Genomic DNA, 18,330 nt, shown 5'->3' on the forward strand with positions numbered 1-18,330 from the left:
ACACGTCATGATCACGCTCTACGGCATCCCCAACTGCGACAGCTGCCGCAAGGCGCGCCAATGGCTGAGCACTGCCGGCATCGCGCATGACTGGGTCGATCTGCGCGAGCACGGCGTGACACCCGAGCGCCTCGAAAAATGGCGGGATGCGCTCGGTGACGCGGCACTGATCAACAAGCGCAGCAAGACATGGCGTGATTTCGACGAACAGGAGCGCACACGCACGGAACGCGAGCCGGTGCCGGTACTCGTCGCGCATCCCACGCTGATCAAGCGTCCGATTCTCGAAACGCCGACACAAACGCTCGCCGGCTTCTCCGCCAATCGCTACGAGGCCGCGCTTGCCGGCGCCGACTGACATGGGCGACGACGCGCTCGCATTGGCACGGGCACTCATTACGCGTGAATCGGTCACGCCAGCCGATGCCGGCTGCCAGGCGTTGATCGGCGCCCGCCTCGAAGCGGCCGGGTTTGCCGTCGAGCACCTGCGCTTCGGCGAGGTCGACAATCTCTGGGCGGTGGCCGGTGAAAGCGGTCCGTTGCTGTGTTTCGCCGGGCATACGGATGTCGTGCCACCGGGGCCTGTACGGGACTGGACGCATCCCCCCTTCAGCGCGCATGTCGACGATGACGGCTGGCTCAATGGCCGCGGCGCCTCGGACATGAAGTCGAGCGTGGCGGCCATGGTCTGCGCGGCGGAGCGGTTTCGCGCGGCGCACCCGGATCACGCCGGGCGGCTTGCGTTCCTGCTGACCAGCGACGAAGAAGGCCCGGCGGTCGACGGCACACGCGCCGTCATGGACTGGCTCGCGGCACGCAATATCGCGATCGACTATTGCCTGGTCGGCGAACCCTCCAGCAGTGCGCAACTGGGCGATACGGTCAAGAACGGCCGGCGCGGCAGTCTCAACGGCTACGCGCGCGTACAGGGGCGCCAGGGCCACGTCGCCTACCCGCACAAGGCCGACAACGCGCTGCATCGCCTGGTCGCCCTGCTCTCCGATCTCACAGCTCATCACTGGGACGACGGCGACGAGTTCTTCCCACCGACCTCGTTTCAGGTCTCCAACATCGAGGCCGGAACCGGTGCCGAAAACGTGATCCCGGGTGTTGCCGAGGCGCGCTTCAACTGGCGGTTCAATCCCGCGCAGAGCGAAGAAACGATCCGCGCCCACGTCGAGCGCCGTTGCGAGGCCTTCGACATCGTACCGGGCGAGATCGAGTGGCGGCTGTCGGGCGCCCCCTTCATCACCCGCAGCGGCCCGCTGATCGAGGCCACCCGGCAGGCCATTCAGGCGCGTACCGGTATCGACACCACGCTCTCGACCGCCGGCGGCACTTCGGACGGCCGTTTCATTGCGCCGACCGGCGCTGAAGTCATCGAGCTCGGCCCGCTCAACGACACCATCCATCAGGCCGACGAACGGATCCAGGCGGGCGATGTGGCCCGACTGTCGGCGATCTATGAAGACATCGCGGCGGCACTGCTTGGCTGATCAAGCACGCCACGCGTCACAGGCGATGGACTAACCCCGGTTGACCCGATTCGCCACCACGCGTGCCTTGAACGCGTCGATACGGTTCGACTGCCATTCGTCGAGCTTTTGGTCTGCATGGTGATACGCGCGATAGACGATATCGTCGAGTTCATCCCAGTCGAACATGCTGACATCGCCAACCGGCATCTGAAGCACCAGATCGGCACGCGCACCGATATCGCGGCTTTCGCGTTCGCTGGTGAGGGTCGCGGTATGAAACAGAATCTTGAACATGTTCAGATGCCGCGCGCTCGAACCGAGCGACAGCAATGACGTGGTTTCGGCGTCGTCGGCCATTTCGACCCGCAGGTTGGGCTCGCGACTGACATCGGACACGATGATCTGACCGCGCCCCATTTCCGCCATCACGTCGAACGGGATCGCATTGAGCAACCCGCCGTCGACAAGCAGCTCGCCGCGATGCACCATCGGCGGCGCGATGCCCGGCACGGCCATGCTCGCACCAACCCAGGTCGCCAGTTCCCCTTGATCGTGCACCACCGGAATGCCACGGGTGAGATTGGTACTCAGGCAATAGAACGGCAGCGCGAGGTCTTCGATATGCCGTTCGCCGAACACCACCTTAAGCTGCCGCCGGAACTTCTCTGCGCTGATCAGCGAGATGCGGGACAGCGAATAGTCGTTGAGAAACTTGCCGGTCACGAACGTCTCGCGCATGCGTGCCAGCATCTGCTGGGCGTCGAGGCCCATTGCCACCATCGCAGCCACCATGGCGCCCATGCTCGTGCCGCCGACAGCGTCGATGGGAATGCCTTTTTCCTGCATCGCGCGGATCAGGCCGATATGCGCGAAGCCGCGCGCGCCACCGCCGCCCAGCACCAGACATACGGCGCGGCCCGATGCCATGCGGGCCAACCGGGCCATTTGTGGCTGGGGCAGCCCCATATCGACCCGGTGATGCGCTACCGCACCTGCGCAATCACGCCAGGCACGTGCGGAATAGCCGCCGCTTTCGGGGGCGAGTACGACCATCTCCTGCGGGGCGCGCAGCCCCTGTTCCCGGATCCAGGCGAGATTGCGTGACGCGAACGGGCGCTGATCGCCTTGCGCGATCAGCAGTATCCGGTCCGCCTGGCGCAGGCAGCGACGTGTCCAGGCATCCGGCTCGGGGTTGGCCTCATAGACGATATAGCGGTAGCGATCCTCGAGCTGCGTGAGCCAGCCCGCCAGTGCCCGGTTGCGTTCACCGATGCCGAAATCGACCGCCGCCGCGTCCGCCCCCATCGCCTGCTCGACGCGTTGCGCGTCCAGCCGCAGCGTGGCGCCCGCGACACCGAATTCGCGGGACAGGCTCTGCGCGAACGCCCTCACGTCGATGCCCGGATGCGCCGGTACAACGGCGTATGTGCGCGCACTGCGCACGCTTTCGCGATGCGGTGCCGGGCGCGCCGCACGCAGACGGTCGACGATCATTCGCGTCACCCGAAGCATGGCGGTCGGATGGCGCACGACGAGTGTTTCGAACACCTCGCGCGATATGCGGATCAACGCGGTGTCGCGCAGCGCATAGGCATCAGAGGAATGGGGTTCGGCGGTGATGATGGTGATTTCACCGACCGTGTCGCCGGCACCGATCTCGCCGATCAACAGCGGCGTTCGATCCGCCTCGGGGCGCACCACGCGTATGCGTCCGGATGCCACCAGATAAAGCGCGTCGCTCTCCTCGCCAACCCGAAAGAGATACTGACCACCGCCCCGCTCGATCCACTCGGCGTTCGCCGCGATCGCACGCAGCGCGCGTCGGTCGAGCTCGCGAAAGAGTGTGCTCGACTTCAGGGCAGCGACTATATCCATGACACCATTCTACGGCGCGCTCGACATAATGCCCGCACATGAAAAAGCCCGGGCGAACCGGGCTTTTTCCTGAGCGATGAACGTTGCGGTGTCGTTCAGGCCGCTTTCTCCATGTCGGCGCTGTACTCACCGCGTGCGGCCGCACCGTTGTTGCGGGCCCGCTTGAGGTACGCCTGCTGGGCGGCCTCGACATTCTCAGGCTTGCCGCGCCACGCATCCAGCGCCGGGGCCTGCAAGGCGCGCCCGTAGGAGAACGACAGTTTCCACGGCTGCGGGCCCATGCGGTTCATCGCGTCGAGATGTGCGGTGGCCAGTTCGTCGCTCTGGCCGCCGGACAGGAACACGATGCCCGGCACGGCCGACGGCACGCGGCGATTGAGACAACGCAGCGTGGCTTCTGCAACCTGCTCGACGCCGGCCTGCTGCGGGCACTGCTTGCCCGAGATCACCATGTTCGGCTTGAGGAGCATGCCTTCGAGCATGACATTCTGCTTCTTCAGTTCGGTGAACACGGCATCGAGCACGCGGTCCGTGACCTCTTCACAGCGCTCGATCGAGTTCGCGCCGTCCATCAAGACTTCCGGCTCGACGATCGGCACGATGCCGGCCTCCTGGCACAGCGCGGCATAACGCGCGAGCGCATGGGCGTTGACGTGGACGCAGTAGTCGGTCGGGCGCTCGTCGGTGATGTCGATCACGCCGCGCCACTTGGCAAAGCGTGCGCCCGCCTGTGCGTAGTCGGCGAGACGCTCGCGCAGCCCGTCGAGCCCTTCGGTGACCTTCTCTTCCGAGCTGCCGGCCAACGGCTTCGCGCCCTTGTCGACCTTGATTCCGGGAATCACGCCCTTGTCGGCGAGCAGCTTCGAGAAGGGCGTACCGTCATCGGCCTTCTGAAACAGCGTCTCCTCGAAAAGAATCACGCCGCTGATGAAATCTTCCGCGCCTTGGGTCGTGAACAGCAGGTTGCGATAAGCCTGGCGGGTCTGCTCGGTCGACTCGACGTCGATGCTGTCGAGACGCTTCTTGATGGTCCCCGTCGATTCGTCCGCAGCAAGGATGCCCTTGCCGTCGCTGACGAGTGCCTTGGCGGTATCGATGAGTGCTTGTTCGTGCATGCGCGAGTCCTTCATGGGCCAATTTCGCGGGATTTTACCGTAATGGCGAGCGATGGAGAACCACGTTCGTGCGACGCCGAATAGTGGCGGAGAGGGTGGGATTCGAACCCACGAGGGGCGTGAACCCCTGCCGGTTTTCAAGACCGGTGCATTCAACCGCTCTGCCACCTCTCCGCAGTGCGTTCGAGCGAGCGCATTGTCGAAGACCCGGGCCTTGCCGCGCAAGCCCTGCCCGGTTTCTGCATGCCGCATGCATTGGCACCGCTTTTGCTTTCTCGTGACCGGGCGTGCAGTGCCGGCACGACGTGCACTGCCCTGGCGCAGGCCGGCGCTGTTCGCCCTTCCACACCCACCCCTGGCCGGGCCGGGTTTCTATTCTCAAATTGGGGACATCATGAAATCGAGGCTATTTCTGCCACTTGTGCTGCTCGCGGCACTACTCGCCGGTTGCGACAGCGACTCGGATGGCGACGACGTCGTAACGGACAACGGTGCGCCGTCCACGCCGAGCGAACCCGCGATGTTTGCGTTCGTAGAGGGTACGATCGCCCAGGCACAGGCGGCCATGCAGGCCGGCACGCTCACCTGCGAAGCGCTGGTTCAGGGCTATATCGAGCGCATCGAGGCGTATGACGACACCGGACCTGCATTGAAAAGCGTCATCAACGTCAATCCGCGTGCACTCGACCGTGCCCGCACCCTCGACATGAACTACGCCGTCAGTGGCCCGAGCGGCCCTCTGCACTGTGTTCCGGTACTGCTCAAGGACAACTTCGACACGGCCGAAGTCACCACCACCGCCGGCGGCACGGCGTTGCAGTACAACCGCCCGACCGACGATGCCTTCTCCGTGGCCGGTATCGTACAGGCCGGCGGCATTATTCTGGGCAAGGCGAACCTGGATGAGTTCGCGTTCGGCTTTCGGGGCAGCAGCTCGGTCGAAGGCCAGGTAAAGAACGCCTACGACCCCACCAAGGGCCCGGGCGGTTCCTCGTCAGGTACGGGTGCGGCCATCGCTGCTAGCTTTGCGATGACGGGCACGGGCAGCGACACCGGCGGCTCGATTCGTGTGCCTTCGAGCCTCGAAGGGCTTGTCGGCATCCGTCCGAGCCTGCGCCTGGTCAGCCAGGACGGCATCGTGCCGCTGGCCGCCTCCCAGGACACGGGCGGCCCGATGTGCCGCACCGTCGAAGACTGCGCGCTCATGCTGGACGCCATGGTCGGCTTTGACGACGGGCCGTACGCGAATCAGCGCGAAGCGTTTGCCTACGACGCGGCGCCAATAGCAAACGCCGAATCCTATGCCGCGATCACAAACGTGCCGGCCACCTATACCGATTATCTCGACGGCAACGGCCTCGACGGCGCACGCATCGCCGCGATCATGCCGCTGTTCGGCGACGGCACCGGCGAGAACGCACAGGTTCAGGCCCAGCTCATGCAGGCGATCGACGACATGCGATCCGCGGGCGCGACGGTGGATATTCTCACCGAAGCGGATCTGGCCGAGCGCAATGTATCGATCGACGATCTGACGGACTTCGCGAGCAATTCCCGCTTCGAGTTCCGTCGCGACCTCACCGCGTACCTGATGAGCTGGCCATCGAACCTGGACGGCCACCTGCGCAGCTTCGACGCGGTGGCCGCGAGCGCTGAATACGAGGAACGCAACACCGGCACGTTCGCTTTCTACGGCGCGATCGGCATGGCCATCGAGAACACCGACGACATGAGCGAGGAGGCCGTCGGCTATCGCACCCAGTACGAACGCAATATCGAAGAACGCCCTGACATCGTGCGCAACGGTCTGATGCGCATCCTTGACAATCGCGACGGCGACGACATGAGTGCGAATGCGCTGGGTGCGCCCTACGACGTTTTACTCTATCCCTCGGTGCTCAGCCTCGCCCCGGATCTTGGCAGTTCACCGAGCACCGGCAGCAACAACCGCCTGAGCCCCTTCTCCGGCTTCCCGGCCCTGTCGATGCCCGCGGGAATGGTTGTGCCGGAGGGCGACGACGACACGGACGCCGAGCCGGCTCTGCCGGTCGGCATGGAAATGCTCGCGCGCGAATTCGATGAGCCCACGCTCATCCGTCTCGCCTATAGCTACCAGGAGACGTTCCATCCGCGTGCGGCGCCGACGTTCACGCCCGAGCTGGCCGCGAACGACGATTGACCGGCATCGCCCGAGATAAAAGCGGCCGGCCCGAGTTGCCGGCCGCTTTCACGATGTCGATCTGCAGCCTGCGATAGCTAGAACAGCCGGATCGGCAACCTCAGCTTGGCAATGCGGACCCTCCAACGACACAATTTGTCCCTGCTGAGGGTCGCCCTTTCGGTCGCTGCTCCTTGTCCTCTTCTGTAGATGCTCATATAATCCGCGCCTTGCCGACGGGCCGGGGTAGCTCAGTCGGTAGAGCAACTGATTCGTAATTAGTAGGTCGGAGGTTCGATTCCTCTCCCCGGCACCATCCCCCCACAGCCTGCATTCTCGTCCGCATTATCTGTCGCTGCACCGCTCGTCGGCCCGCACGGCTCGCTAATCGGTACGTGGCTGGCAGAACGACAGAACATGCCGATACTTCACGGTATGGGCTACACGTCATTCAGTTCTGCTAACGGGCTTGGGCGCCAGACCGGCTTCTCGCTGCTGGAGCTGATCGTGACGATGGCAGTGGCCGCGATCCTGATCGGCATCGCCATACCGTCCTATCGCAGCGTCGTCGAGCGCAACAGCGTAACCGCGCGCGTTAACGACCTGGTCGGTGATCTTCATTACGCCCGCAGCGAGGCCGCGACCCGCGGTCAGGATGTATACATCTGCGCCAGCAGTGACGGCACCCGGTGCACACAGAGCGGCGACTGGACCCAAGGCTGGATCGTCTACACCCCGAACGATCCCACGCAGAGCAACGTCACGCCGAACTCGGGTCAGCGCCTGCGGACACAGCAGCTCGACACCGAGGGGTTCACGCTTACATCCCTGTCCCGCATTGGCGAATCGATTGTTTTCGACGCCAACGGCTTTGCCCACAATTCGGCACGAACCTTCTGCGCCCGACCTGACAGCACTAACGGGCAAATCAAGATAACGATCGCTGTCACCGGACGAGTGAAGACGGCCCGGGAGAATGATTGTGACGCGACTTGATTCGGACGAGGGTGCGATGCTTGAGCACGGTTTCACGCTGCTGGAAGCCCTGGTGGCCCTGGTCGTGATCTCGATCGGTCTACTCGGCCTGCTCGGCCTGCAGACCGTGTCGCTGGTGAATACCCAGAATTCGGAAGCCCGTAGCCTCGCGAGCATCGGCGCCGACGATATCGCCGACCGCATCCGCGCCAACCCGGCCGGCGCCGGCGACGGGCATTACGAGGATATCGTGTCGCCCTACGACCCGGAGGGATCGTCGGTGCCCGGTGATTGTGGCAGCGGCTGCTCCCCCGAAGACATGGCCGAACGCGATGCATGGGAGTGGGGCCAGTCCCTGCATCAGATGTTCCGCGCCCAGGGATACGTCGCTTGCGAAACGCCGGGCGAGACGTCAGCCGATCCCTGCCGCGCCTATGCCATCACGATCGCGTGGAACGAACGGGAGGCGCCGGCCGCCAATGGCGCATCAAACGGTACGGATTCACTTCACAACTGTGACCGCGAGGAGCTCGAATTTAATCAATGCTTCATCACCGTGGTGCGACCGTGAATACGCCCGATTATCGCCGCGAGCGCGGCTTCAGCCTCGTGGAACTGATGGTCGCCATGGTCGTCGGGCTGCTGCTGCTGGCCGGCGTACTTCAGATCCTGCTCGCCAACCGCGAAGCGTTCGATGCCCAGCGTGGCCGCGGCCATCTGCAGGAGAACGCGCGGCTGGCGAGTTTCATGCTCGAAAACGTCGTCGCGCATGCCGGTTTCCGTACGGATCTGACCGGCGACCTGGAACAAGTATTTAGGGCGAACGACACGCTCGGCGCGGACTTCCGACCGGGTGCGGTCGTTAGCAGCCAGAGTAATACCCAAGGGCAAAGCGATACGTTGTATATCCGTTTCCAAGGAGAGGGGAGCGTTCATAATTGCAGGGGGGCGTCAATAGGATCACCAGGAAGTCCGGAAACAACTTACGTATCACTCTTCGTAGAACAATCTCGCACGCTGATGTGTCGCTACGTTACTGATGACAAGAATCCGAGTACGGCACAGTTGGTCGAAGGCGTCGACCGTTTCGAGGTGCGATACGGCCTCGATACCGACGACGACAACAGCGCGGATCGCTACGTGAGTGATCTTACGGCGGCCCAGGCCGCGCAGGTCGTGAGCGTGCGCATCCAGTTGCTGTTACGCACGCTCGACGAGGAAAACCTGCTACCGGTCGCCCAGCAACCCGACTATGTCTTCAGCGACGGCTCCGACACCGGCGACATGCCCGCCGACCGGGCCGGCCGCCTGTTCCTCGACCAGACCATCGCGCTGAGGAATACACTGCAATGAACCGTTATCCCCCTCATTTTTCGCATGCGCGGTCGCGCGGGTTCGTGCTCGTGACGAGCCTGATCTTTCTGGTGATCATCACCATGCTCACGCTGTCGGCGATGAATTCCTCGACGCTGCAGGAGCGCATGGCATCGAACCAGCGTGAAAAGTCGCGCGCCCGGCAGGCTGCGGATGCCGCACTGCGCGAAGGGGAAACCATTCTGCGCTCCCCCGCCTTCGATACGCTCCCCGCTTTCTACGATTGCGCGCCCACAGGGGGCGGCGACGGCGCGGGAACTGGCAGCGCGCTTCGTGTATGTATCGAAAACAGCATGCTCCCCTCGAGCGACGGTGGCGCCAGACCTGCTGCCGATGCCTTTCTGGCCGAAACGATTTGGGGCAACTCTGCCGTTGCGATCGACACGGACTCCGGCTTCGACGTCGGTGACAGACCGGTCAAGTTCTTTGTCGAAGCCATGCAGTACCAGTTCAACGGCGCCGATCTCGACCCGGACCGTGCGGCCGTGGGCGACGGCGGCGTGTACTACCGGATCACCGCGCGGGCCCACGGTCAGAACCCGGCCGCGATCGCGGTCACACAAAGCATCTACGAGAAGAATTACTGATGAACACGCCATCGCATGCCGCCATGGGCTCCAGAAAGCGTGGGTTGGTTGCGTTCGCTGCCGCGCTCTTTCTCGCGAGCGCGTTCGCGCCGGCATCCGCGAGGGATCTCAACCTGTCGGACCGCCCGCTGTTTTCCGGTGGCAACGTCAAGCCGAACATCATGGTGGCGGTCGATAACTCGGGTTCCATGGACTTCGAGACCTTGTTCCCCACCGAAAGCGGGCTGCTGCACTGGATCGATTCCAGTCGATCGGCCTGGCAGAACGGCAATTACGCACAAAGCGGCAACCTGTCGTATGCCTATTTATTCCCCAACGGCTACAACAACTGCAGCACCAACGGAACCAACTGCAACAGCCGGGATCGACGCATCTATTCGAATTACGGCGCAGTACCGCCTGTGCCCGGCCTTGGCTTCGCGCGCTCCTCGGATTTCAACAGCGCCTACTTCAATCCTGCCGTGACCTACGATCCGTGGATCGGCGAGTCCGACGCCACGCCGTCGAACGCGTATTACGACCCGCAGGTCCGGTCCGCGACGCTCGATCTCACCGCCCAACGCGAGTCGACCGCAAACGGGGAAACCTTCACTTTTCGCCCTGGGATGACTATCCCAGAAGGCACCCGCTACTATCATCCGAATGGAGTGCCAGGCGGAGAAAATTATATATGTCGCCGCTTGTTTTCAAGCTATAGCCCATCAGCGAGCGAAATTAGAAACCGAAGCTGTGATCGATTCTTGTATTTCTTTCAAACTGTTCAAGAACCCAACTTGCCGGCCGGATTTTACCAAGCCGATAATGATTATGATATAAATCAAGAACGCGATATAGGTATCTCGTACTATCCTGCCACTTTCTATCTCAGACAGAGTACGGACCTGCCCGCCAGTTTCGGCTGGAGCCCCTCGGCCAACCGGATTCCCGGACGCGGCCCGAACGGCGAAGCGCTCTACGGTTACGAGATAAAGCGGGATAACTTCACCACTGTCGCGAAGTACAACACCGCGATACAGAACTTCGCCAACTGGTTCACCTACTATCGCAAGCGCCATCTGGCCACGCGCGGCGGTATCGCCGCGGCGTTCGACGAGATCAACGGCGCGCGTGTGGGCAGCTGCACGATCAACAACCCGACGGCGCTGACCATGCGCGATCTGGACGACGACAATCAGCGACAGACATTCTACGATCAGATCTTCGGCATCGACTTTTCGGTAGCACGCGGCACGCCGAACCGCCAGGCGCTGAAATTTCTGGGCGAGCAGCTCGAAACCAATCCAAACATCATCACGTCATCCTGTCAGCAAAATTTCGCGTTGCTGTTCACCGACGGTTACAACACGGACTCCGTGAACGGCATCGGCAACGCCGACCAAGGCAGCCGGGCCCGGCGAACATTCGGCGAGCCCTTCGGCGACAATTATTCCAACACGATCGCCGACGTGGCGATGAAGTATTACGAAAATCTCGGCAAGTTGCCGAACGAGAACCGGCGCGATATCGAGCGCAACCGTGTCCCCACGCCGCTGGGCTGTGACGACGATCCGCCGGATCCCTGGCTGGATTGCGAAGACGATCTGCACATGGTCACGTTCGGCGTTACGCTCGGACAGCGTGGCCTGATCTTCGGCAATACGAGTCAGTACGCCGCCCAGAATAACGATCCCTACCGCAACCCGCCGGACTGGTCCTTGCTCGACCTTAACGATCGCTCGTTCGGCATCACGGAGATCGACGATCTCTGGCATGCGACGATCAACAGCCGGGGCACGCTGCTCAATGCGAACACGCCGCAGGAAATCGCGAGCGCCTTCTCCACGGCGCTCGAAGAGATACTCAACGCGTCGGGTTCGGAGAGCGCCGTTTCTGCGAATTCTCGCAGCGTGTCCTCCGACACGATCATCTTCCAGGCAAGTTTTACCGGCGGCAGCTGGGAAGGCGATCTCTCGGCCTACACCGTGAACAACGGCCGAATCAGCACGACGCCGTCGTGGTCGGCGGCCGAGAAGCTGGTCGACGGCTCGGACAGCAACGCATCGATCGCCAACAATCGACGTATCGTCGCCTCCGTGCCAAGTGGCAGCGGAAGCGATATCAGCTACACGCCCCATGCGTTTCGGCCAAACATTCTTCAAAGTCTACTCGGCGGCCTGACCGCGTTGCTGGGCGACCCGCTTACCGCCGATCAGATCAATTACATTCGGGGCAACCGCAGTCTGGAAAACTCCAACGGCGGCTATCTGCGCAGCCGGGGCCAGACCGTACTGGGCGATATCGTGCACTCCTCACCGCTTTATGTCGGCGCCCCGGATCGTCTGCGCTACCCGAAGGTGTGGCGCGACCTGCACCTCGGCGCGCAGGCTGCCGGCTTTCCGGAGAACAACGCCGCGCCGTATAGTGAAGCCGGTAATTCACGTGCGTTCGCACAGGCCAACGCATCGCGGCGACCGATGGTCTATGTCGGCGCCAACGACGGCATGCTGCATGGCTTTGCCGCGAACGACGGCACGGAACAATTCGCGTTCATACCCGGCGGCGTATTCGAGAAACTGGACGAGCTCACCGAAACCGACTACCGCCACGAATACTATGTGGACGGCACGCCCGTCGCAGGTGATGTCGTGTTCAACAACGCCTGGCATACGGTGCTCGTAGGCGGGCTTGGTAATGGTGGGCGCTCGTTGTATGCGCTCGATATCACCAATCCGTCGCGCTTTTCCAGCGCCGAGAACCAGCCATCGAATCTGATGCTCTGGGAATACTCGCATCCGAAACTCGGCCGTACCTTCGGCCAACCGTCGATCGTGCGGCTGCACAACGGCAAATGGGCCGCGATGGCCGGCAACGGCTACAACAGCGATAGCGGCACGCCCTCGCTTTTCCTGCTCGATATCCAGTCCGGGCAGCTGATGACCAACGGGCCGATCGAAACCGGGGAAACCCCACCGGGCAATGGCTACAAGAACGGATTGAGCGAGCCGTTTCCGGTCGATGTCGATCGTGACTTCATCACCGATTACGCATACGCGGGCGATCTCTACGGCAACGTCTGGCGCTTCGATCTCACATCGAAGAATCCGTCGGACTGGAGCGTGCGCAAGCTGTTCACGGCCCGGGATCGCAACGGCAACGTACAGCCGATCACGACCCAGCCGCAGGTCGGCCTGCACGCCTTCGGTAATGATTTCGGCGTTATGGTCTATTTCGGAACGGGCAAGTATCTCGAGAACGGTGACGCGGTTCTCAACACCGACGTAAGAAACAGCGTCTACGGCGTCTGGGATGTCGGGACGTTCAACTTTGCGCCCGGCAATGAGTGGGATCCGTCGCGCACCGGCAACCTCACGCGATCGGACCTGGCTCGCCAGGACGTGCTCTCACAGACCGTTGACAGCGGCGATGCGACTTATCGTTTCGTCACCGACAATCCGGTCGTCTATCAACAGAGCGACAGCTCGAACGACCGTGGCAGGCGCGGCTGGGTGCTCGACCTGCCGGCCGGTACCGGTGAGCTGATCGTGAGCAACCCCGCGCTCCAGGGCGAGACGGTCAGCTTCAGCACGACCGTGCCTGATGTACAGGCCTGCACGACCGAGGGCTCCGGGTTTTTCATGACCGTCCAGGCGAGCACGGGCGGCCGCACACGTTTTGCGGCTTTCGACCTCAACGGAGATCGTCAGTACACCGCACCGGGCGACACCATCACGCTGCCGGATGGTAGCGTCGCCGTTGCGTCCGGCGTGGCGGTCAAGGGCGGCGCACCGGGTGCCGCGCTCTATCTGAATGACACGTCCCAGCTCGGCGATACCGTCGTACTCGGCAATTCCGACAACTCGCGTGAACAGATCGATCTCTACTCCGGTGGCCGCGAGGATGGCCGACGGACCTGGCGGGAAATCAGGCGCTAACCATGAACATGTCCAGACACGGCGGCTTCACGCTGATCGAACTCATGATCGCGGTGGCGATCGTGGGTATTCTCGCGGCCATCGCCTACCCCAGTTACGTGAACTACGTACGCGAAGCGCGACGGGCAGACGCCAAGAGTCTGCTGCTGCAGGCCGCGAATCGTCAGGAGCGCTTCTATACGTCGAGCTACCGCTATACGAGCGATCTTGAAAACGAGCTCGGTCTGCGCACGACGACCGACGAGGGCTTCTACGAAATCAGTGCGACAACGGAAGACGACCCGCCGGGCTTCGAGTTGGAAGCAGCACCGCTGGGCGATCAGGCGAATGACCCGTGCGGAACCTTCAAATTAGACAACACGGGCAAAAAAACCGCGGATCAGGCTGACTGCTGGTAGTGACAGGCGTTGTTTGCAGTATGCGCGCAGGGTCGAACGCCCTGGCCGCAACGGGTCGTTCCCGGACGATCAGGTCACGCAGCAGCTCGGCGCTCGATGGCGCGCAGAGTACGCCGTTGAGATACTGACCGCTGTTGATAAAAAGCCCCGGCACACCGGGCACCTGGCCGATCAGCGGCTGCTCGTCGTGCGTCGCCGGACGTAGCCCGCTCCAGTGTCTTTCAACCGGCAGCTGTGCCAGGCCCGCGCACATGGTCGCTGCGCTCGCATGAAGCGACCGGGCCGTTTCAACGTCGGTATGCTTGTCATAGCCGTCGAACTCGAGTGTGCTACCGACCAATATGCGACCGTCCGCTCTCGGGATGACGTATCGCCCGCCCTGCAATAGCACGCTCGAAAGCCGCCCCGGCTCGCCGCGCAACAGCAGCATCTGACCCCGTACGGGAAACACGGCCTGTGGCGCGAGGCTGCCTAACAACCGGCTACTCCAGGCGCCGGCGGAAACCACGCCCCGTGACGCCGGCACTGTCCCGCGCGCAGTCTCGAACCCGGCGAAGACGCCCTTCTCGGTCCGTATGCCCGTGACCGCGCATTGAGTGATAATTCGCGCGCCTCGACGCCCTAGCGCTCGGTACAGAGACTGGCATAACCGCGGGTTGCGAACCTGAGCAGCCCGCGGGAACCACAGACCCTGTTCGGCCGTTACGCCCGGGAATCGCTCCCGCAACGCCCTGCCGGTCAGCATCCGGGTCGGCTCGCCGTGATCGTCTGCCCAGGCGTTTCCTGGCGCCATTTCGGAGGTATCAAGCACGCATAGGCCGGTTTGTCTATTTTCGCTGTCCAGTCCGGAACAGGCATCGACGTCGGCCGTGAACGCCGGATACAGGGCCCGGCCACGCTGGGCCAGCGCCTGCACCGCAGGCGAGTATTTCCAGGGATAGATCGGGAACAGGATGCCCCCGCCTGCCCACGACGCTTCACGGCCGACGTGGCCGGCGTCGAGCAGCGTCACACCGTAGCCCGCCTCCACCAGATACCAGGCCGTGGCGAGACCGACGAGCCCGCCCCCGGCGATAACAACGTCGCGGTTCGAACTCACGATCGCCCGCGAACGTGGCGGAAACGGTTCGAGGCTGGTCCGGCGGCCGGCAAACCGCGTGCTTTGCGCCGTTCAGCCGCGGCGCGGCCGAAGCATGTCCAGGCCCAGCAGGATCGCGCCGAGCACGATCGCGCTATCGGCCACGTTGAAGGCCGGATAGTGCCAGCCATGGATATGGAAATCGACGAAGTCGATAACGTATCCGCGGGTCGCGCGATCGATCGCATTGCCGAGCGCGCCACCCAGTATCAGCGCCAGCGAGGAAGCCACCAGCCGTTCACCGTGGGGATGTCTGCGCATCCAGACCAGAATCCCGATCGACACCAGTACGCTCAATGCCACGAAGAACCACGGTGTGGCGCCGGCGAAGATACTGAACGCCGCGCCCGTATTGTGCATGAGCGTGAGGTTCAGCCAGTCGAACAGATGGATTCGGTCGAACAGTTCCAGCTGGTTGACCACCAGTTGCTTGGTGATCTGGTCCGCCGCGATGACGATCGCCGATAACCAGAGCCAGTGCGCGTTCTGCAGTTGAAAGCCGCGCTCGTCGTGGGCGGCGCTCTTGTCGGAAGATGAGGTCATGAGGCGGATGGCTCTTGCAGGTGTCGACGTACCGCATCGACATCGCGGTGCATCTGGTCGGTTAGCGCTTCGAGCGAGTCATAGCGCTCCTCCGCGCGGAGGAACACTTCGAAGGATACGTCAATGCGCTGGCCGTATAAATCGCCGTCGTAATCGAGAATGAAGACCTCGAGCAGCGGCTCTCGACCATTCACCGTGGGGCGCACGCCAAAACTCGCAGCGGCCGCGCGTCGCTGGCCATCGGCGAGATATGCCCACACCGCGTAGACGCCATACCGCGGCGCCGGCTTTCGGGCGAGGCGAATATTGGCGGTGGGAAAACCCAGCGTCCGGCCCAGGCGCTCCCCCGTGACGACGCGCCCGCTCACCCGATAGGACTGACCGAGCAAGCGCGCGGCCACCTCCGGCTTACCGGTCTCGAGCGCTTGTCGCACGCGGGTGGAACTCACCCGCTGCCCGTCGACATGGACGTCGGGCAGCGGCGCGACTTCGATCCCCCGTGACGCGGCGAATTCACGCAGTGTGTCGATATCCCCGGCGCGTGCCTTGCCGAAACGAAAGTCCTCGCCGACCAGCACATATCGGGCATTCAATCGCGCTTCGATCAGCTGCGTGAGGAACGCCTCGGGCGACAATGACGCAAAGCGCGCATCGAAGCGTGCCCAGACGAAGATGTCGATGCCGAGCGCGCGCGCAGCGCGCATCTTCTCGCGTCGGGACGACAACCGCGCAGGCGCCGCCTGCGGGTTGAAAAACTCCAGCGGCATCGGCTCGAAGCTCATCAGGGCGCAGGGCAGCCCCAGTTCCCCCGCGCGCTCGCGAAGCTGGGCGATGATCGCCTGATGGCCACGATGCAGGCCGTCGAAATTGCCGATGGTCAACGCACAGCCGCCAGACAGCGGCGCCATGTGCTCAACGCGACGCACGATACGCATTACTTGACCGTCTCGTGACTGAGGAACTGTCGCGGACGCACGCCCAAAGCCGCGAGCACGGCAAAATAGACGACCACGCCCACCACAAGCCAGGTCATCAACCACTGAACACGCGCCAGCGCGCCCCGCGCGATCCAGATATCCAGCTGCGCCGCGCCGAACCACAGGACCACGCCCATAACCGCACAAGCCACCACGACCTGCGGGATCAGACGACGCCAGGCCGCGCCGGGGCTGTAGACGCCGTCACGCCGCAGGTAGCGATAGAGAAAGCCCGCATTCACGAACGCCCCGAGGGACGTTGCCAGCGCCAGCCCGGTATGGGGCGCCGGCCAGTCCATCCATGTAAACAGGCCGACGAAGGTGAGATTCATCGCCATCGCGCAGACCAGCGAGATCACGCCGCAACGCACGGGCGTGCGCGAGTCTTCGCGCGAGAAGAAACCGGTGACGAGCACCTTGACCAAGGAAAATCCCATGAAACCCAGAGCATAAGCCATGAGCGCATACTGGCTCATCAGCGCATCGTGGCCGTCGAAAGAGCGGTAGTTGAAGAGCGTGGTCACCAGTGGGCCGGCCATCACGAACAAGCCCACCATGGCGGGCAGACCGATCACGGCGAGCAGGCGCAGCGCCCAGTCCAGCGTCTCCGAAAATTCGCGCGCCGATTTGCTCGCATGCCGGGCCGACAGACTGGGCAGAATGACCGTCGCGATGGCGATCGAGAACACCCCCAGCGGAAATTCCATCAACCGATCTGCGTAGTACAACCAGCTCACGCTCCCGGCGGCGAGCAGCGACGCGATGATCGTATCCAGCAACAGGTTGAGCTGCGCCACGGACGACCCGAACAGAATCGGCAGCATGAGCGCCAGAATCCGCCGGACCTGGGGTTCCGACCAGCCCCAGCGCGGTCGCGGCAAACGATCCAGCTGTACGAGAAACGGCAACTGAAAACCGAGCTGGACGAGCCCGGCGATCAATACACCGACCGCAAGCGCCATTTCCGGACGCGGAAAATACGGGGCGAGCAGCAACGCCGCACCGATCATGCATACGTTCAGCAGCACCGGCGTAAAGGCCGGTACGCTGAAGCGGCCATAAGTGTTGAGTATGCCGCCGGCAAACGCGGTCAACGAGATGAACAGCAGATAGGGAAACGTAAGCCGCAATAGGTCGACCGCGAGCTCGAACTGATCCGGCTGATTAGCGAACCCCGGGGCGAACAGATAGATCAGCAAAGGCGCGGCGAGCACGCCGACGACGGTAATGCCGATCAGAATGATGCCCAGGGTGCCGGCCACGACATCGATCAGATGCTTGACATCGTTTTCGCTGTCGCGACTCTTGGTCGCCGAGAGCACCGGCACGAACGATTGCGCGAACGCGCCTTCCGCAAACAGGCGCCGCATGAAGTTCGGGATTTTGAACGCAACGAGAAAGGCGTCCATGCCGGCGCCGGCACCGAAAATCACGGCGAGAATCACGTCGCGCAGGAACCCGAGCACGCGCGACAGCAACGTCATCACGCCGACCGTGCTCGTTGATCTCGCCAGCGATGCCGCCATGCATACCCCGTGAAACGCGCGAAATGCGGCGCACTATAGCCGGATTGCGGCATCGCCCGAAAGCCGCGGCCGCGGGCGTAGCATACGTTCTGCACCACCCAATGGCTCGCCCGGCAGCGCGGCGAATGACCCCGGACAACTGCCGCGTCCTGAATTAAGCCGATTACGCAGCGCACCGGCGTTTTTACATGTCCGCAGAGTTGACAAACGCCGTACAAATCACAATAATCGCGCGCCTGCAGACCTTTTCATTCATCGAATTTCAGGAGCCGCTC

Annotated in this window: 15 protein-coding genes and 2 tRNA genes; 10 read left to right on the forward strand and 7 right to left on the reverse strand. The window is 63.0% G+C overall.

Annotated elements, in window-relative coordinates; genetic code table 11:
• The first annotated feature begins 7 nt into the window (after window positions 1-7).
• A complete protein-coding gene (locus J7355_RS03905; RefSeq protein ID WP_209060083.1) occupies window positions 8-358 on the forward strand; it encodes a Spx/MgsR family RNA polymerase-binding regulatory protein in 351 nt (116 codons plus the stop codon).
• Between the two features lies 1 nt (window position 359).
• Window positions 360-1,496: a succinyl-diaminopimelate desuccinylase gene (gene dapE / locus J7355_RS03910; RefSeq protein ID WP_209060177.1), complete on the forward strand. Its 1,137-nt coding sequence runs from the start codon at window positions 360-362 to the stop codon at window positions 1,494-1,496.
• Window positions 1,497-1,526: 30 nt separating this feature from the next.
• On the opposite strand, the gene J7355_RS03915 is transcribed toward dapE, so the two are convergent.
• The 3 genes from J7355_RS03915 to J7355_RS03925 all read right to left on the reverse strand — a co-directional run bounded on the left by J7355_RS03915 (window position 1,527) and on the right by J7355_RS03925 (window position 4,642).
• Entirely contained in the window at window positions 1,527-3,353 is a 1,827-nt protein-coding gene (locus J7355_RS03915) for a patatin-like phospholipase family protein (RefSeq protein WP_209060085.1), read from the reverse strand.
• A gap of 95 nt (window positions 3,354-3,448) precedes the next feature.
• Window positions 3,449-4,468 (reverse strand): class I fructose-bisphosphate aldolase, encoded by a 1,020-nt coding sequence (locus J7355_RS03920; protein WP_209060086.1) that lies wholly within the window; start codon window positions 4,466-4,468, stop codon window positions 3,449-3,451.
• Window positions 4,469-4,552: 84 nt separating this feature from the next.
• A tRNA-Ser gene (locus J7355_RS03925) sits at window positions 4,553-4,642 on the reverse strand.
• Between the two features lie 220 nt (window positions 4,643-4,862).
• On the opposite strand from J7355_RS03925, the gene J7355_RS03930 reads away from it, so the two are divergent.
• The 8 genes from J7355_RS03930 (at window position 4,863) to J7355_RS17645 (ending at window position 13,871) form a co-directional block, all read left to right on the forward strand.
• Window positions 4,863-6,647, forward strand: a complete 1,785-nt coding sequence (locus J7355_RS03930; RefSeq protein ID WP_209060088.1) for an amidase family protein — start codon at window positions 4,863-4,865, stop codon at window positions 6,645-6,647.
• A gap of 219 nt (window positions 6,648-6,866) precedes the next feature.
• Window positions 6,867-6,942, forward strand: a tRNA-Thr gene (locus J7355_RS03935).
• Between the two features lie 101 nt (window positions 6,943-7,043).
• The gene (locus J7355_RS03940; protein ID WP_209060090.1) at window positions 7,044-7,622 is read left to right on the forward strand and encodes a GspH/FimT family pseudopilin; all 579 of its coding nucleotides are present in this window, start codon (window positions 7,044-7,046) and stop codon (window positions 7,620-7,622) included.
• The gene (pilV, locus tag J7355_RS03945) at window positions 7,609-8,172 is read left to right on the forward strand and encodes a type IV pilus modification protein PilV (protein WP_209060092.1); all 564 of its coding nucleotides are present in this window, start codon (window positions 7,609-7,611) and stop codon (window positions 8,170-8,172) included. The genes J7355_RS03940 and pilV overlap by 14 nt, the downstream gene beginning before the upstream one ends.
• Entirely contained in the window at window positions 8,169-8,954 is a 786-nt protein-coding gene (locus J7355_RS03950) for a PilW family protein (protein ID WP_209060094.1), read from the forward strand. Before pilV ends, J7355_RS03950 begins: the two co-directional genes overlap by 4 nt.
• Window positions 8,951-9,562, forward strand: a complete 612-nt coding sequence (locus J7355_RS03955) for a PilX N-terminal domain-containing pilus assembly protein (RefSeq protein ID WP_209060096.1) — start codon at window positions 8,951-8,953, stop codon at window positions 9,560-9,562. The genes J7355_RS03950 and J7355_RS03955 overlap by 4 nt, the downstream gene beginning before the upstream one ends.
• Window positions 9,562-13,473, forward strand: coding sequence for a PilC/PilY family type IV pilus protein (locus J7355_RS03960; protein ID WP_209060097.1), 3,912 nt, complete (start codon window positions 9,562-9,564; stop codon window positions 13,471-13,473). Before J7355_RS03955 ends, J7355_RS03960 begins: the two co-directional genes overlap by 1 nt.
• 2 nt (window positions 13,474-13,475) lie before the next feature.
• The gene (locus tag J7355_RS17645) at window positions 13,476-13,871 is read left to right on the forward strand and encodes a type IV pilin protein (RefSeq protein ID WP_280637554.1); all 396 of its coding nucleotides are present in this window, start codon (window positions 13,476-13,478) and stop codon (window positions 13,869-13,871) included.
• On the opposite strand, the gene J7355_RS03970 is transcribed toward J7355_RS17645, so the two are convergent.
• From J7355_RS03970 to murJ, 4 genes are all read right to left on the reverse strand, one after another.
• The gene (locus J7355_RS03970) at window positions 13,819-14,970 is read right to left on the reverse strand and encodes an FAD-dependent oxidoreductase (RefSeq protein ID WP_209060099.1); all 1,152 of its coding nucleotides are present in this window, start codon (window positions 14,968-14,970) and stop codon (window positions 13,819-13,821) included. The genes J7355_RS17645 and J7355_RS03970 overlap by 53 nt on opposite strands.
• 72 nt (window positions 14,971-15,042) lie before the next feature.
• Window positions 15,043-15,552, reverse strand: coding sequence for a signal peptidase II (gene lspA, locus J7355_RS03975; RefSeq protein ID WP_209060101.1), 510 nt, complete (start codon window positions 15,550-15,552; stop codon window positions 15,043-15,045).
• Window positions 15,549-16,487: a bifunctional riboflavin kinase/FAD synthetase gene (locus J7355_RS03980; RefSeq protein ID WP_209060102.1), complete on the reverse strand. Its 939-nt coding sequence runs from the start codon at window positions 16,485-16,487 to the stop codon at window positions 15,549-15,551. The genes lspA and J7355_RS03980 overlap by 4 nt, the downstream gene beginning before the upstream one ends.
• Window positions 16,487-18,055, reverse strand: coding sequence for a murein biosynthesis integral membrane protein MurJ (gene murJ, locus J7355_RS03985; RefSeq protein WP_209060103.1), 1,569 nt, complete (start codon window positions 18,053-18,055; stop codon window positions 16,487-16,489). The genes J7355_RS03980 and murJ overlap by 1 nt, the downstream gene beginning before the upstream one ends.
• Window positions 18,056-18,330: the final 275 nt, after the last annotated feature.

Source organism: Endozoicomonas sp. G2_2, assembly GCF_017744135.1.
In the GTDB taxonomy this organism is placed as follows: domain Bacteria; phylum Pseudomonadota; class Gammaproteobacteria; order Nevskiales; family Salinisphaeraceae; genus Salinisphaera.